The 14854-nt window shown below is 68.2% G+C and carries 12 protein-coding genes and 1 pseudogene; 8 read left to right on the top strand and 5 right to left on the bottom strand.

Annotated elements, in window-relative coordinates:
* Nucleotides 1-67 precede the first annotated feature (67 nt).
* Nucleotides 68-493, top strand: a complete 426-nt coding sequence (gene tsaA, locus EBN03_RS04725) for a tRNA (N6-threonylcarbamoyladenosine(37)-N6)-methyltransferase TrmO (RefSeq protein ID WP_199742585.1) — start codon at nt 68-70, stop codon at nt 491-493.
* 286 nt (nt 494-779) lie between these two features.
* Here the strand turns inward: tsaA and EBN03_RS04720 are convergent.
* The 4 genes and pseudogenes from EBN03_RS04720 to kdpF form a co-directional block, all read right to left on the bottom strand.
* Nucleotides 780-1733: pseudogene (locus EBN03_RS04720) on the bottom strand (potassium-transporting ATPase subunit C); the annotation flags it as partial.
* Complete coding sequence (gene kdpB, locus EBN03_RS04715; protein WP_122186526.1) at nt 1733-3886, bottom strand: potassium-transporting ATPase subunit KdpB; 2154 nt, start codon at nt 3884-3886, stop codon at nt 1733-1735. The pseudogene EBN03_RS04720 and the gene kdpB, both read right to left, overlap by 1 nt.
* A 1-nt stretch (nt 3887) precedes the next feature.
* Nucleotides 3888-5561 (bottom strand): potassium-transporting ATPase subunit KdpA, encoded by a 1674-nt coding sequence (kdpA, locus tag EBN03_RS04710; protein ID WP_122186525.1) that lies wholly within the window; start codon nt 5559-5561, stop codon nt 3888-3890.
* Entirely contained in the window at nt 5562-5648 is an 87-nt protein-coding gene (gene kdpF, locus EBN03_RS35755; protein WP_122186524.1) for a K(+)-transporting ATPase subunit F, read from the bottom strand. It abuts the gene before it with no gap.
* Between the two features lie 375 nt (nt 5649-6023).
* Between kdpF and EBN03_RS04695 the strand changes: the two genes are divergently transcribed.
* From EBN03_RS04695 to EBN03_RS04665, 7 genes are read left to right on the top strand one after another with little or no spacing between them, the layout of a single operon-like run.
* Entirely contained in the window at nt 6024-8522 is a 2499-nt protein-coding gene (locus tag EBN03_RS04695; RefSeq protein ID WP_122186522.1) for a sensor histidine kinase, read from the top strand.
* Nucleotides 8519-9217 (top strand): response regulator, encoded by a 699-nt coding sequence (locus tag EBN03_RS04690; RefSeq protein ID WP_122186521.1) that lies wholly within the window; start codon nt 8519-8521, stop codon nt 9215-9217. The genes EBN03_RS04695 and EBN03_RS04690 overlap by 4 nt, the downstream gene beginning before the upstream one ends.
* Nucleotides 9218-9266: 49 nt before the next feature.
* Nucleotides 9267-9704 carry an OsmC family protein gene (locus EBN03_RS04685; RefSeq protein WP_122186824.1) on the top strand — a complete coding sequence of 146 codons (438 nt, stop codon included), beginning with the start codon at nt 9267-9269 and terminating at the stop codon, nt 9702-9704.
* Complete coding sequence (locus EBN03_RS04680) at nt 9701-9985, top strand: acylphosphatase (protein WP_122186520.1); 285 nt, start codon at nt 9701-9703, stop codon at nt 9983-9985. The genes EBN03_RS04685 and EBN03_RS04680 overlap by 4 nt, the downstream gene beginning before the upstream one ends.
* 23 nt (nt 9986-10008) lie before the next feature.
* The gene (locus EBN03_RS04675; RefSeq protein WP_122186519.1) at nt 10009-11040 is read left to right on the top strand and encodes a hypothetical protein; all 1032 of its coding nucleotides are present in this window, start codon (nt 10009-10011) and stop codon (nt 11038-11040) included.
* Entirely contained in the window at nt 11040-12206 is a 1167-nt protein-coding gene (locus EBN03_RS04670) for a glutathionylspermidine synthase family protein (RefSeq protein WP_122186518.1), read from the top strand. The genes EBN03_RS04675 and EBN03_RS04670 overlap by 1 nt, the downstream gene beginning before the upstream one ends.
* Nucleotides 12207-12233: 27 nt before the next feature.
* Nucleotides 12234-12689, top strand: a complete 456-nt coding sequence (locus EBN03_RS04665) for a DUF350 domain-containing protein (RefSeq protein WP_122186517.1) — start codon at nt 12234-12236, stop codon at nt 12687-12689.
* 98 nt (nt 12690-12787) lie between these two features.
* On the opposite strand, the gene EBN03_RS04660 is transcribed toward EBN03_RS04665, so the two are convergent.
* Nucleotides 12788-14806: an MFS transporter gene (locus EBN03_RS04660; protein ID WP_233608117.1), complete on the bottom strand. Its 2019-nt coding sequence runs from the start codon at nt 14804-14806 to the stop codon at nt 12788-12790.
* Nucleotides 14807-14854: the final 48 nt, after the last annotated feature.

Raw genomic sequence — 14854 nt, 5'->3', positions numbered from 1 at the left:
GGAGTCCATTCACTCAGCGGGTGTAACGTTCACCGGCACAATCGCTTTCGCAGCAGGAGTCCGCATCTTGTCGTTCCCGCCTGTCCCCGCCGTCGAAGTGCGTCCCATTGGGCGCGTTCGTTCCGTCCTGGCCGCCCGCGCCGACGCACCCCGGCAGGCCGACGAGGGCGCCCCACCCGCCGAGCTGCTCCTCGATCCGGAGTACGCCGCGGCCGCCGCCGACCTCCGGCCGGGAATGCGGATCGTGATCCTCACCTGGTTCGACCGCGCCGATCGCACCACCCAGGCGGTCCACCCCCGCGGTGACCGCGAACGCCCACCGACCGGCGTCTTCGCCACCCGCTCCCCCGACCGCCCGAACCCCATCGGCCTGCACGAGGTGACCGTGACCGCTGTCGCGGGCACCACGATCACGGTGGACGGCCTCGAAGCCTTGAACGGCACCCCGATCCTCGACATCAAACCGGTGCTCGACGCCGTCGCGGACCGCTGAACGGTTGCGCCACAGCACTGTACGGCCGCAGGCCGCCCTCGAGACCGGAGGACGGGCTGCCGCGCAGCAAGCCGAATGAGCGCAGTGCGCCACCGTGAACGAACGGCGGCAGCCCGCCCTCGTGGCCGGAGGACGGGCTGCCGCTGCGAACGACCTAGCGAGTGGTCGGAGTCGCAGCAGGAGTGGCGGTCTTGGACGCCGACGGCGTCGCAGCTGCCGACGTCGAGGGAACCGTCGTCGGTGCAGGAGACGTCGTCGGTGCCGCCGACGTGGAAGGCGCTGCGGTGTAAGGGAGCTGGTTGTCCAGATCCGCATTCAGCTCCACCACGTTCACCGCGGGCTCACCCATGAACCCCAGCGCCCGCCCGGAGGTGTGCCCGGCGACCAAAGCCCGGACCTTGTCCTCCGACACGCCACGGGCCGAAGCCACCCTCGCCACCTGGATCTCCGCGTACCGCGGCGAGATCTGCGGGTCCAGACCCGAAGCGGAAGCGGTGACCGCGTCGGCCGGTACCGGAGTGTCCACCGAGGCGTTTCCCTTGATCGGCACGATCAGCCCCGCCGAATAGTCCTGTCCCCGCGTGGCACACACGACCTTCACGCCCGCGTAGGTGTCCAGGAACGGTACCGTGGCGGGCTTCCCGTCGGCGGCGCACGCCTGGTTGACGCTCACCACCTGGGTCGGGGCCGTCACGTTGCCCTTGCTGTCGCGCGGGCCGAGCACCGCCAGCACCGAGCCGAACGCGTTACCCGACCCGCTGTCGACCGCGCAGAACGGCCGGCTGCCGTCCACGTTCTCCAGCGCCGCCACCGCCGCGCTGCGCTGGCACACTGTGGTGAGCAGCGCGAACTTGTCCTTGGCCGGGTCCGACGCGTCGAGGGTGTCGACCACGCTCTCCGGGCCCTGGTTGCCGAAGCTGGAGTTGGTCGGGTCGTAGCCGTCCGGGATCGCACTCGACGTGGCGGGTGCGACAGCCGCAGGCTGCGCGTTGGACGGACGGGTCTGGAAGTACTGCGGCAGCGCGGTGCCCTTCCCGTCGGTGTAGGCCTGGCCGATCAGGCTGGACCCGACGATCTGCCCGTTCGCGGTGATCAGCGAACCGTTCGCCTTGTCCCGCAGGCCGGGCAGTTGCCCGATCCCGAAAACCACCAGCGGATAGATGATTCCGGTGATCACGGTAAGTACGAGCAGTGCCCGCACGGCCGCCAGGTGCTGGCGGATCCAACTAGACATACGCATCAGGACATCCCGGGGAAGAATTGGATGACGAGGTCGATCAGCTTGATGCCGACGAACGGGGCGACGATGCCGCCGAGACCGTAGATGTAGAGGTTGCGGCTCAGCAGTTTCGACGCGCTGGACGGGCGATAGTTCACACCGCGCAGCGCCAGCGGGATCAGCATGACGATGATGATCGCGTTGAAGATCACCGCGGACAGGATCGCCGACTGCGGACTGTGCAGCCGCATGATGTTGAGCACGTCCAGACCCGGGAACATGGCCACGAACATCGCCGGAATGATGGCGAAGTACTTGGCGATGTCGTTGGCGATGGAGAACGTGGTCAGCGCACCGCGGGTGATCAGCAATTGCTTGCCGATCTCGACGATCTCGATCAGCTTGGTCGGGTCCGAGTCCAGATCGACCATGTTGCCGGCCTCTTTGGCCGCCGAAGTGCCGGTGTTCATGGCCACACCGACGTCGGCCTGGGCCAGCGCGGGTGCGTCGTTGGTGCCGTCGCCGGTCATCGCGACCAGCTTGCCGCCCTCCTGCTCCTTGCGGATCAGGGCCAGTTTGTCCTCGGGGGTGGCCTCGGCGAGGAAGTCGTCGACGCCTGCCTCCTCGGCAATCGCCTTGGCGGTCAACGGGTTGTCACCGGTGATCATCACCGTGCGAATTCCCATCCGGCGCATCTCGTCGAAACGTTCCCGCATACCGGCCTTCACGACGTCCTTGAGGTGAATCACCCCGAGCAGGCGCGCCTTTCCGCCCTTCACCTCGGCGACCACCAGTGGTGTCCCGCCGGAGGCCGAGATGCCGTCGACGATGCCGTGCACCGAGGTCGGGACCGAACCGCCCTGTCCCCGAACCCATTCCACGACCGCACCGGCCGCGCCCTTACGCAGCTGATGCCCGTCGGCCAGGTCCACACCCGACATGCGGGTCTGCGCGGTGAATTCCACCCAGGTGGCACCGGGCAGTTCACCGGTCGTGCGTTCCCGCAGGCCGTAGGCCGACTTGGCGAACACCACGATCGAGCGACCCTCCGGGGTCTCGTCCGCGAGGCTGGAAAGCTGTGCGGCGTCAGCCAATTCGGCGGCATCCACACCGGGCACCGGGACGAAGTCGCCCGCCTGTCGGTTACCGAGCGTGATGGTGCCGGTCTTGTCCAGCAGCAACGTGTTCACGTCACCGGCGGCCTCGACGGCCCGCCCGGACATGGCCAGCACATTGCGCTGCACCAGCCGGTCCATGCCGGCGATCCCGATCGCCGACAGCAGTGCGCCGATCGTGGTCGGGATCAGGCACACCAGCAGCGACACCATGACGATGCCGGTCACACCGTGCGAGTCCAGCGCGAGGCTGTCCGGCACACCCGGGTTGCTCGCCTTGGCGAAGATCGCCAGCGGCTGCAGGGTCGCGACCGCGAATACGAAGATGATGGTCAGCGCGGCCAGCAGGATGTTGAGCGCGATCTCGTTCGGCGTCTTCTGCCGGCTCGCGCCCTCGACGAGCGCGATCATCTTGTCGATGAAGCTCTTTCCGGGCTCCTGCGTGATCCGCACGACGATCCGGTCGGACAGCACCGTGGTGCCGCCGGTGACCGCGGACCGGTCACCACCGGATTCCCGGATCACCGGCGCGGATTCACCCGTGATGGCCGACTCGTCCACGGACGCAATGCCTTCCACCACGTCACCGTCACCAGGGATGACCTGGCCGGCTTCGACCACGACGTGATCGCCCCGCTGCAGTTCCACCGCGGCGACTTTCAGCTCGACCGGGGTCGCGATACCCGGATGCCATTCGGCGAACTTGCGGGCCACGGTGTCGGTCTTGGCCTTGCGCAGGGTGTCGGCCTGCGCCTTGCCGCGACCTTCGGCGACGGCCTCGGCCAGGTTGGCGAACACCACGGTCAGCCACAGCCAGATCACGGTTGCCCAGCCGAAGAAGGTCGGCTTCTGGACCGCCAGGATCGTCGACCACACCGCGCCGATCTCGACGATCAGCATGACCGGGTTGCGCCACAGCGTGCGCGGGTCGAGCTTGCGCAATGCGTCCGGTAGCGACTTCACCAGCAGCTGCGGGTCGAACAGACCCGAGGACACCTTGTTCCCCGAGCGTGTGGGTTCCTGTGCCGAAGGCACGGAATCGATTGTCGGAGTGGACATGTCAGTGAATTCCTTCGGCGAGCGGCCCGAGCGCCAGCGCGGGCAGGAAGGTGAGGGCGACCAGGATGACCGTCACACCCGCGACCAGGCCGACGAACTGCGGCTTGTGGGTGGGCAGCGTCCCCGCCGATTCCGGCGTGTGCCCCTGTGCGGCAAGCGATCCGGCCAGCGCCAGGACAAAGATGATCGGCACCAGACGGCCGAAGACCATGGCCAGACCGAGCGCGGTGTTCCACCACACGGTGTTGGTGGACAGACCCGCGAACGCCGAGCCGTTGTTGTTGGCGGCGGAGGTGAAGGCGTACAGCACTTCCGAGAATCCGTGCGCCCCCGTGTTCGCCATCGCGGCCCGCTCACCGGGCAACGCCATGGCGACCGCGGCACCGGTCAGTGCGATCAGCGGCGTGGTCAGGAAGTAGGCCGCGGCCAGCTTGATCTCCCGCGGGGTGATCTTCTTGCCCAGGTACTCCGGGGTCCGTCCGACCATCAGACCGGCGACGAACACGGTGATGACCGCCAGAATCAGCATCCCGTAGAGACCGGAGCCGGTACCACCGGGCGCCACCTCACCGAGCTGCATGTTGAACATCGCCATCATGCCGCCGGTGCTGGTCATCGAGTCGTGCGCGGAGTCCACCGCACCGGTGGAGGTCAGCGTCGTGGCGGTGGCGAAGGTCGCCGAATCCGAGACACCGAACCGGGTTTCGACACCCTCCATGGCGGCGCCGACCGCGGTGGGCACGGTGCCGTGGTGGTGCAGCTGGAAGAAGTTGGTCAGAAATACCGAGAACAGCGCCAGCGTCCCCATCACCGACAGGATCGCGTAACCCTGCTTCTTGCTCCCGACCAGCCGGCCGAAGGTGCGCGGCAACGAGAAACTGATCGCCAGCAGCAGGAAGATCTCGATGAAGTTCGTCCAAGCCGTCGGGTTCTCGAACGGGTGCGCGGAGTTCACGTTGAAGAACCCACCACCGTTGGTGCCGAACAGCTTCGGCGCTTCCTGGCTCGCGACCGGGCCAGCCGGCAGGGTCTGCGTGCCGCCGTTGCCGACGGTGTGCGCCACCTGGTCGTAGAGGTGGAAGTTCTCGATCACGCCGCCCGCGATCAGCACGACCGCGGCGATCAGGCAGAAGGGCAGCAGGATGCGGATCGTGCCCCGCACCAGGTCCACCCAGAAGTTGCCCAGGTCCGAGGTGCGCTTGCGGGCGAAACCGCGGACCAGCGCGACCGCCACCGCTATACCGACCGCAGCCGACACGAAGTTCTGCACGGTCAGGCCGACCATCTGAACCAGGTGGCCCATGGTCTGCTCGCCGGCGTAGCTCTGCCAGTTGGTGTTGGTCATAAAGCTGATCGCGGTGTTCCAGGCCAGGTCCGCGGTCATCGTGGTGCCCGGGTTGGTCAGGTGCAGCGGCAGCTTGTCCTGCAGCAACTGCAGGAAGAAGAGGAGCAGGACACTGATCGCCGAGAACGCCAGCACGCTGCGGGCGTAGGTGGACCAGTTCTGCTCGACCTCCGGTTTCACACCGATGAGCTTGTAGACCACACGTTCGACGCGTGAGTGCTTGTTACCGGAGTAGACCCGGTACATGTAGTCGCCCAAGGGGATGTGTACCAGCGCGAGCGCGATGATGAGGGCCGCCGCGAACACGACCCCCGCAGTAGTGGAGTTCACCTAGAACCTCTCCGGGAACAGCAGCGCCGCGACCAGATAGACAGCGACGCCGACCGACAGCACCAATCCGATGATGTTCTGCGTCACAGCCGTTCCACTCCCCGCTGGATGAGGCCGAGCAGGGCGAAAATCGCCACAGTCACGACCGTGAAAACTACGACAGACATGTGTCCCTCTCCTCAAGACCGCAGCGCATACGAAATGCGCCACCTGGTGAGTGAAGCTCTCGAAACGGTCGAACTCGATATCCTTGACGGGTTGTCAGCATGAGAGTGCACGTCCCTTACGGCACGTTTACGGACATTCAGCGTGTGTTGCGCAAGCCACATCAAGAAGGCCCGCGTTCTCCGTCAAGAAATCGTCAACGACGCGATCCATACCCCTGACTGCGGAGACAGTGAACAGCTCGGGAAAATAGCCAGTGACAGGAGAGACGGTGTCGCCACGCGCCATGATGGACCGGTGAAGCGCGGGAGACTACGCATCTATCTCGGTGCCGCGCCGGGGGTGGGCAAGACGTACGCCATGCTCGGCGAGGCGCATCGCCGGCTGGAACGCGGCGGGGACGTGGTGGCCGCGGTCGTGGAGACCCACGGCCGGACGAAGACCGCCGAACTGCTGGCCGGGATCGAGCAGGTTCCGATGAAGGAGATGGTGTACCGCGACACCACCCTGCCCGAACTCGACGTGGAGGCCGTGCTGCGCCGGCACCCGTCTGTGGTCCTGGTCGACGAACTCGCGCACACCAACGTGCCGGGTTCGAAGCACGAGAAGCGCTGGCAGGACGTCCACGAACTGCTCGACGCGGGGATCGACGTGATCTCCACGGTCAACATCCAGCACCTGGAGAGCCTCAACGACGTGGTCGAGGAGATCACCGGGGTGGTCCAGCGCGAGACCGTGCCCGACTCGGTGGTGCGCGGCGCCGATCAGGTGGAACTGGTCGATATCACGCCCGAGGCGCTGCGCCGCCGCCTCTCGCACGGCAACGTCTACGCCGCCGAGAAGGTGGATGCGGCGCTGCGCAATTACTTCCGCCCCGGAAATCTCACGGCCCTGCGCGAATTGGCGCTGCTGTGGGTGGCCGACCAGGTCGATGCCGCGTTGGCGAAATATCGCGCGGACCATCGGATCACCACCCCCTGGGAGGCGCGGGAACGAGTCGTGGTGGCGGTCACCGGTGGGCCCGAGTCGGAGACGATCCTGCGCCGAGCCAGCCGCATCGCGACCAAGGCCAGTGCCGAGTTGACCGTGGTGCACGTGGTCCGCGGCGACGGTCTGGCGGGCCTGTCGGCCGAACGGATGAACCGGTTGCGCGAGCTGGCCGCCGGCCTGGGCGCGAGCCTGCACACCGTCACCGGCGAGGACGTGCCGACCGCACTGCTCGACTTCGCCCGTCAGATCGACGCGACCCAGCTGGTGCTGGGCACCTCGCGGCGCTCGCGGTGGGCGCGGATGCTCGACGAGGGCATCGGGTCGGCGACGGTCCAGGCCTCGGGCAAGATCGACGTGCACATGGTGACCCATGAGCATTCCCAGCGCGGGTTCCGGTGGTCGGCGGTGACTCCGCGCGAACGGCGGCTCACTGCCTGGCTGAGCGCATTCGTGGTGCCGATCCTGGTGACGGTGGTCTGCTACTTCTGGCTCGACAGCTACCTGGACATCTCCGGCCTGAGCGCGCTCTATTTCATCGGGGTGATCGCGGTCGCCCTGTTGGGCGGCGTCGCGCCCGCCACGCTGTCGGCGGTGCTCGGTGGCCTGCTGCTCAACTGGTTCTTCGTCTCCCCGCGCTACAGCCTCACCATCGACGAACCCAACAACTTCTTGACCATCGTGGTGATGGCCATGGTGGCGGTGGCGGTGGCCGCGCTCGTGGACGTATCCGCGGGACGCCGGCGCGAGGCCCGGCGCGCGTCCCGTCAGGCCGAGTTGCTGACCGTGTTCGCCGGTGCGGTGCTCTCCGGCGCCGACCTGGCGGCGCTGCTCGAGCGGGCGCGCGAGACCTTCCGGCAGCGGGCGGTCACCCTGTTCGAGGACGGCGAGGCGCTGGCCTCGGTCGGCGAGGATCCGCCGCTGCGACCGGCCGACGCCGACAATGTCGTGGAGGCCGGCGACGACCGGTACCAGCTGCTGCTGTCCGGCCCGAATCTCACCGCGGGGGACCGTGCGGTGCTGCGCGCGCTGGCCAGCCAGGCGGCGAGCCTGGAGAACCAGCGCGCGCTGGCGGCCGAGGCGCAGGCCGCCGCCGGGCTGCTCGAGGCGGACCGCCTGCGCCGCGCGCTGCTGTCGGCGGTCAGTCACGATCTGCGTACCCCGCTGGCCGCGGCGAAGGCGGCGGTGTCCAGCTTGCGCAGCGACGACGTCGAGTTCTCCGCCGCCGATACCGCCGAATTGCTGGAAACCATCGAGGAATCGGTGGACGCGCTGACCGGCCTGGTCGGAAATCTGCTGGACTCTTCCCGATTGGCCGTCGGCGTGGTGAAACCCCAACTGCGGCAGGTATATCCGGAGGAGATCATCAACCGGGCGATCGTCGGTATCGGGGCCCGAAATCTGCGCCGCGCCGCGGTGGAACGAATCGAACTCGACGTGCGGGCCGGCTCGGTGTACGCCGACCCCGGCCTGCTCGAGCGGGTGCTTGCCAATCTGCTGGAGAACGCGGTCCGCTACTCCCCCGCCGACACACCCATCCGGGTCACCGCCGAAACCACCGGCGCCCGGGTGTCGCTGGCGGTCATCGATCACGGCCCCGGCGTACCGGCCGGGCAGGAGGAACAGGTCTTCGAGCCGTTCCAGCGGCTCGGCGACCGCGACAATTCGACCGGTGTGGGGCTGGGACTGTCCGTGGTCCGCGGTTTCGTGGAGGCCATGGGCGGCACCGTGCACGCCGAACCGACCCCCGGCGGGGGGCTCACCATGGTGGTGGACCTGCCCGCGACCAATGAATCGGAGGACTTGTGACCGCAGAGGCACCGGCGACGAAGGTCCTCGTCGTCGACGACGAACCACAGATCCTGCGGGCGCTGCGGATCAATCTGTCGGTCCGCGGCTACGAGGTGCTCACGGCCGCCACCGGTGCCGCGGCGCTCAAGGCGGTGGCCGACAAGCATCCCGAGGTGGTGGTGCTGGATCTGGGCCTGCCGGACATGGACGGCATCGACGTGCTGGCCGGGATCCGCGGCTGGAGCCGGATCCCGGTGATCGTGTTGTCGGCCCGCACCGACTCCGGCGACAAGGTGGAGGCGCTGGACGCCGGCGCCGACGACTACGTCACCAAACCGTTCGGCATGGACGAGCTGCTGGCCCGGCTGCGCGCCGCGGTCCGGCGCGGCAGTGTGATCACCGCGACCGGTGAGGCGGTGATCGAGACCGACAGCTTCACCGTCGACCTCACCACCAAGACCGTGACCCGCGACGGCGCGGCCGTGCACCTGACCCCCACCGAGTGGGGTGTGCTGGAGATGCTGGTCCGCAACAAGGGCAAGCTCGTCGGCCGCAAGGAACTGCTGCGCGAGGTGTGGGGGCCGGCCTACGCGACGGAGACCCACTATCTGCGGGTCTATCTGGCCCAGCTCCGGCGCAAGCTCGAGGTCGACCCGTCGAACCCGAAGCACCTGCTCACCGAGGCGGGCATGGGGTACCGGTTCAAGGAGTGAGACGCAGGGTCGCGGAATGTCCGGAACCGGCCGATGGTTGGATCGGGACATGGCTGAACAGATCGCATCCACCACCGGGCAGACCAAGCTGTGGGTCGAGCGCACCGGAACCCGCCGCTACACCGGGCACAGCTCGCGTGGCGCCGAGGTCCTGGTCGGCTCGGAGGACGTCCCCGGCGTGTTCACCCCCGGCGAGCTGCTGAAGATCGCCCTCGCCGCCTGCACCGGGATGGCCTCCGATGCGACCCTGGCCCGCCGCCTCGGTGACACCTACGACGCCACCGTCCACGTGTCCGGCGCGGCCGACCGTGAGAACGAGGTGTACCCCGAACTCACCGAGACCCTGGAACTGGACCTGTCCGAGCTGGACGAGGCAGCCCGCGAACGACTGCTGGTCACCGCGCAGCGGGCCATCGACCGCGCCTGCACCGTGGGCCGCACGCTCAAGGCCGGGACCAAGGTGACGTTGTCGTTCTCGGTGCAGTGAGCGACACCGGCAGCGTCCGGCTCGTCGCGTGGGTGCACGGGCATGTGCAGGGTGTCGGGTTCCGCTGGTGGACTCGTTCGCGCGCACTGGAACTCGGGCTCACCGGGTACGCCCGCAACACCGCCGACCGCCGGGTGCACGTCGTCGCCGAGGGACCGCGGGATCGATGTGAACAGCTGCTCGCCCTGTTGCGCTCCGGTGACACGCCCGGCCGGGTGACACTGGTTGTGCAAGACTGGGGGCCCGCGCAGGGCGGACTGGTCGGATTCGACGAACGGTAATCTCGGAAGTAGGAGTCGGCGGGGTGGTAACGGAGGAACCCGGAAAGGATCGCGACGACGCGAATTCCGGTGATGAGGGCCGTATTTCGCATCCGTTCGCCGGGCACCGTGGTCCGCTACCGCCGTTCCCGCCGGGCACACCCGGTTCCGATCCGGCGCAACCCGATCCGTTCGCCGCGCTCTACGACGAGCACCCCGCCGGTTTCGGCGAGAGCGCGATCCCGCAGGACGCCCCCGAGCCGGGCGCCGCGGCGGAGCCGCCCAAGCGGGGCACCCCGCCGGGCGGTACCGCGCGACCGCGCGGCCGGGTCACCGTGCAGAAGCCGGGCAGCACCCAGAAGAAGCCGCCCACCCTCGCCGAATCGCGTGCCCGTGATCAGGCGCGCAAGCGCGAGGCGGACGCGGCGCGGGCGGCCGAAGCGGCCGCGGCCGCCAAACAACTCAAGCGCAAGCGGATCCTCATGGGCGGCGCCGCGATCGGCGGCGCCGCGGCCATCGTGGGCGCCGGCTATCTGGTGTACGACGCGGCCGCCGCGCAGGACGTCACCGCGTACTGCGTGTCGAGTTCGTCGACCGAGTTCGGTGCCCCCGCGCCTTCGGCGGCCCCGCCGACCACGGCCGCCCCGATCGCGCCACCCGGCCCGGGCGACACCCCTGCCCCGACCGCGGCGCCCGGCGCGACCGATGCCCCCAACCCGAGCGCGGGCCCCGCCCCCACCGCCGCGCCGGCCACCGACGTCCCCACCGACGCGCCCACGCCCACCGGCGCGGTCCCGCCCGGGGACCCCAGCGTCGAGACCGTGGTCGACGACAGCCAGTGCGACACCGCCCAGCAGTTCGCCGGACCGGGCACGCCGTACTACCATTCGCCGGGCATCTTCATCTACCAGGGCCATCAGTACCGGTACTACTACGGCGGGCACAATACGATCGGCTCCCATCCGCGCGGTGGGAGTTTCAGCGCGCCCAGCCACGGTACGGCGAAGACCAGCAGTGGCAGCGTGGTTCGTGGTGGCCTGGGCAGCAAGTCCGGCGGAAAATCGGGTGGTTCGTAGTGAAACGCGTTCGCGGCGGCGTTCGGAACAACTGGCAGCGCATCATCATCGAGCAAGGCCTGGTGTACGGCTCGCCCGGAGCGGAAGTCGACGGCCGGGCCCGCCCGTACTGGGACGAATCGGTGCACTACGAGTTCGAGATGGACGAGATCCTCGGCCTGGAAGCGCAGGTCGAGGTGCTGCACTCGATGTGCCTGGACGCCTGCGAACATATCGTGCTCACCGAGCGGTTCGCCGAATTCGGTCTGCCGGAATGGAGTTGGGGTCCGATCAAGGAGTCCTGGCACCGCGGCGATCCCTACATCTACGGCCGCTTCGATCTCCGCTACGACGGCCGCGGCCCGGCGAAACTGCTGGAGTACAACGCCGATACGCCGACCTCGCTGCTGGAAGCGGCAATCGTGCAGTGGCACTGGCTGACCGACGTGTACCCCGACGACGACCAGTGGAACTCGTTGCACGAGAAGCTGGTCGACCGCTGGACCGAGATGCGCACCACGTTGGCCTCCAGCGATCTGCACTTCACCTGGTCGGGCGCGGACTCCTCGGGTGAGGACAACGTGACTACCGCGTACATGCAGGAGACGGCCGCCGAGGCCGGCTGGAACACCGTGGCGCTGCCGATCGAGGAGATCGGCTGGGACACCGAACTGCACCGTTTCGTGGATCTCGCCGACGCGACGGTCCACTCGATCTTCAAGCTGTACCCGTGGGAATGGGTGCTGGAGGACGACTTCGGCAAGCAGGTGGCCGGGTCGCTGCCCAAGACCACATGGATCGAACCGCTGTGGAAGACGCTGCTGTCCAACAAGGCCCTGCTCGCGGTGCTCTGGGAGATGTACCCCGGGCACCCGAACCTGCTGCCCGCCTATGTCGACGACCCACACGAGCTCACCGACTACATCCGCAAACCCAAACTGGGCCGCGAGGGTGCCAATATGACCATCGTGAACGCGGGCCACGAGACCGCGACCGGTGGCGTGTACGGCGCGGAAGGCTATGTCTACCAGCTCTTCGACCCGCTGCCCGCGTTCGACGGCATGCACCCGGTGGTGGGCGCCTGGATGGTGGGCGACAGCGCCGCGGGCATGGGCATCCGGGAAACTCCCGGCTTGATCACCGATGATTCCTCTACGTTCGTCCCCCACCGGATCCCGACCGAATAGCGGTCCGCACACCTACGAAGGCCATCGATGACCACGACCACACTCGCTCTCACCCCCGGCTACTGGAGCAACCTCGGCCACGGCGTCGGCGCCATCCTGGCGTACGCGGCGCTGGGCCTGGCACTGATCCTGATCGGCTTCCAAGCGATCGATTCGAGCACCCCGGGGCCGCTGCGCAAGATGATCGCCACCGGTAACCCGAATGCCGTGATCATCGCCGCGGCGGGCGTGACCAGCATGGCGCTGATCGTGGTGGTGGCGATCTGGGCGTCCTCGGGCCGCCTCACCGAAGGCCTGATCTCGACCGCCGTCTACGGCCTGGTCGGGATCGTCGCCCAGGTGGTGGCGATGCGCCTGCTGGAACGCGCCCTGGGCCTGAACATCGGCAACCTGCTGAAGGCGCACCACCACGAACTGCAGTCCTCGATCGTCGCCGCGGCGCACCTCTCGATCGGCCTGATCGTGGCGGTGTCCATCATCTGATCACTTCAGCGCGCGCCGCGCGCCGTCGTGCACCTCCACCGGATCGAGCACGCCGGTGCGGCGGGCACAGAGTCCCGCCGCACCGGCTGTCCTTCGGCTCAGCCCGCCCCGCCGGACTCCCCTGCTCCCTCGACCGCACCGGATTCGCTTGCCGCTCCGGCATCTTCTGCCGCGCCGAGCTCCACAGCGGCGCCGACCACCTCGGCCGCAACGGGTTCCGCAGCGACATCGACCACCTCGGCCGCACCGGATTCCTCGACCGCATCGGCCTCGTCGTCCGCACCGGCCTCATCGTCCACACCGGATTCCTCGACCGCACCGGCCTCGTCGTCCGCATCGGCCTCGTCGTCCGCACCGGATTGTTCAGCCGCACCGGCCTCGTCGTCCGTATCGGGTGATGCCGCACCCGCATCGTCCGCGGCCGCCTCCGCGTGCAGTGCGGCGATCCCCGCCGCGACCTCCGCTTCGTGCGCCGCCGTATCCGCCGCCGCGAGCTTGGGGCTCCACCGTCCCTTCACAAGGAAAATCGTGGGCAGGAACATCAATTGGGCCACCACGCACACCCACCACCACCGCTGCCACTGCCGCGGATTGTCGTGCTGGGCCTGCTGGACCGGTCCGGCGTGCTCCTTCAGGTAGGCCAGATCGGCCGGCGGGACGGGGTCGGTCTGCAACTGGGTCAGCCGCGCCACCGCCGCGGCCGGGTCGGCGGCCAGACCGGCCTTGATCAACTGGCCGACCGCGGCCGCGCCCGCCGCGCGATCGGTCGGCGACTGTTGCAGTGCGGCCAGTGTGGCCGGGTCGACGGCCTGCAGGGTCGCGAGCTGCGCCGGATGCGCGGCCGCGATCGCCTGAACCCGCGGCCCGTCGTCCACCAGCGTCGACACCCCGGTCACGACCAGCGTGAACGACGCGAGGGACACCGTCACCACGATCCGCACGATCCAGCCGAAGATCGCCAATCCCGTTGCGGTAGCGGCGGGATTGCGGCGTTCGACGGTCTCGGTGAATCCGGCCATCCACGCCGCGTACCCGACCCCGAGCCCGATCGCGCTGAGCGCCATGACGGTGGCGAGCTGGTAGTACGTGGTCCCGGAGTGGGTCGCCATCGCGGCGAAAACGGCTGTGGCACAGACATTGATCACCACGCCCAGCACCATGAACGGCTTGCGGACCCGAATCCGGTCCGAGACCGGCCCGGCGATCAGCAGCGCGAGCGCGTTGGCGCCCCAATACCAGTTGGCGAGTGCGTTCGCCCGCGCCTCGGAGAAGCCGAACACCGTCTCGAAGTAGACGACGAAGAAGGCGACCGCGATGTAGTAGAAGAACAGGAACAGCGAGATCCCGAGCGCCGGACCGATCACATCGGCCTTCAGCAGCTGCCGCCACTGGTGCCGCAACGCGTCCTCGGGGTCGATGCCCGCCGCCCGCGCCTCGATCAGTTCTCGGTCGCGCACGCTGACCATCAGCTGATCGCGCAATTGCGGTGAGAGTTCCCGTAATCCGAAGAAGGCGATGACCGCGACCACGAATCCCGCGATCCCGCAGACGGTGAACTGGAACTGCCAGCGCGGGTGTGCGTCCAGGGTGTGACTGGAGATCTCGGTGACCACGAGGCTGCCGAGCACCGGCCCCATCGCCCAGAAGGCCATCGCGGACGCGCGGCCCAGCTGCGGCGAGAAGTCGCGAATCAGGGCGGGTGTGGCCACCAGCATGATGCCTTCGACGATCCCGAGTGCGCAGAGCATGACGACGTAGCTCTGCTTGTCCGGCGCGTTAGGCAGCCCGAAGAGCACCAAGGCCGCGGTGACGAACAGGCCGCCGGCCACGAGATTCGCTCTGCCCCAACGGTCCGCCAGCCCGGCGGCGAGTGATCCGAAGGCGCCGACCAGGTTCGAGGCCGCGATCATCAGCACGAATTGGGTGAAACTGAAACCGAATCCGTAGATGATCTTGGTGGCTACCGCACCTTGGACGTAGAGCTCGTAGTACAACATGATCGTGGCGAGCACTGTGATCGCCAGATAGGTGTACCGGGGACCGGCATTCGGATAGTGCGCCAGCGAGCGACGCCAGATCCATTGCAGCGGAGCGGGAGCGGGGGCCGAATCGATCACGATAACCTCGATACCCGAGCGGTCCGGACTCCCACCGGGCCGTCCCGG

Origin of the sequence: Nocardia stercoris (assembly GCF_003696265.1) — a bacterium.
Lineage (GTDB): Bacteria > Actinomycetota > Actinomycetes > Mycobacteriales > Mycobacteriaceae > Nocardia > Nocardia stercoris.
The sequence above is the reverse complement of the archived record's forward strand: the minus strand, read 5'-3'. Positions and strand labels throughout refer to the sequence as shown.